Genomic DNA, 360 nt, shown 5'->3' on the forward strand with positions numbered 1-360 from the left:
TACCGGCCTCATGATTCTCTTTTTGCATCGCCAACGCCTTGTTGTAGACGAATCGGCACGCGCCAGCGAAGCGGCGCATATTGCGCTCTTGCTCGCCATCTGGCATCAGTTCGTATTGATAGGCTTGTCGTCGTTGCATGCTTCGATTATAGTTTGGTCTATGAGTCATTACAATGAAATTCGCCACGGAAGACACGGTGTTTTCCTCATGCACCTACATTTGGTCTTCGCAACAAAATACCGCCGTGAAGTCTTCACAAAAGAGATTCTTGACGAGCTGCGGCCGATATGCTCCAGCGTCTGCACGGACTTTGAAGCGGAACTGGTGGAGTTCGACGGCGAGGACGACCATGTACACTT

Annotated in this window: 2 protein-coding genes; one reads left to right on the forward strand and one right to left on the reverse strand. The window is 50.8% G+C overall.

From position 1 onward, the window contains the following. On the reverse strand, positions 1 to 139 hold a 139-nt coding region (locus tag F1735_RS34400), incomplete at its 3' end, for a helix-turn-helix domain-containing protein (protein WP_167241541.1). 21 nt (positions 140 to 160) lie between these two features. On the opposite strand from F1735_RS34400, the gene tnpA reads away from it, so the two are divergent. After that, positions 161 to 360 (forward strand): IS200/IS605 family transposase (tnpA, locus tag F1735_RS34405; RefSeq protein WP_167241543.1); only part of this gene is annotated, 200 nt, incomplete at its 3' end.

Origin of the sequence: Massilia genomosp. 1 (assembly GCF_011682185.1) — a bacterium.
GTDB lineage: Bacteria > Pseudomonadota > Gammaproteobacteria > Burkholderiales > Burkholderiaceae_D > Telluria_A > Telluria_A rubra.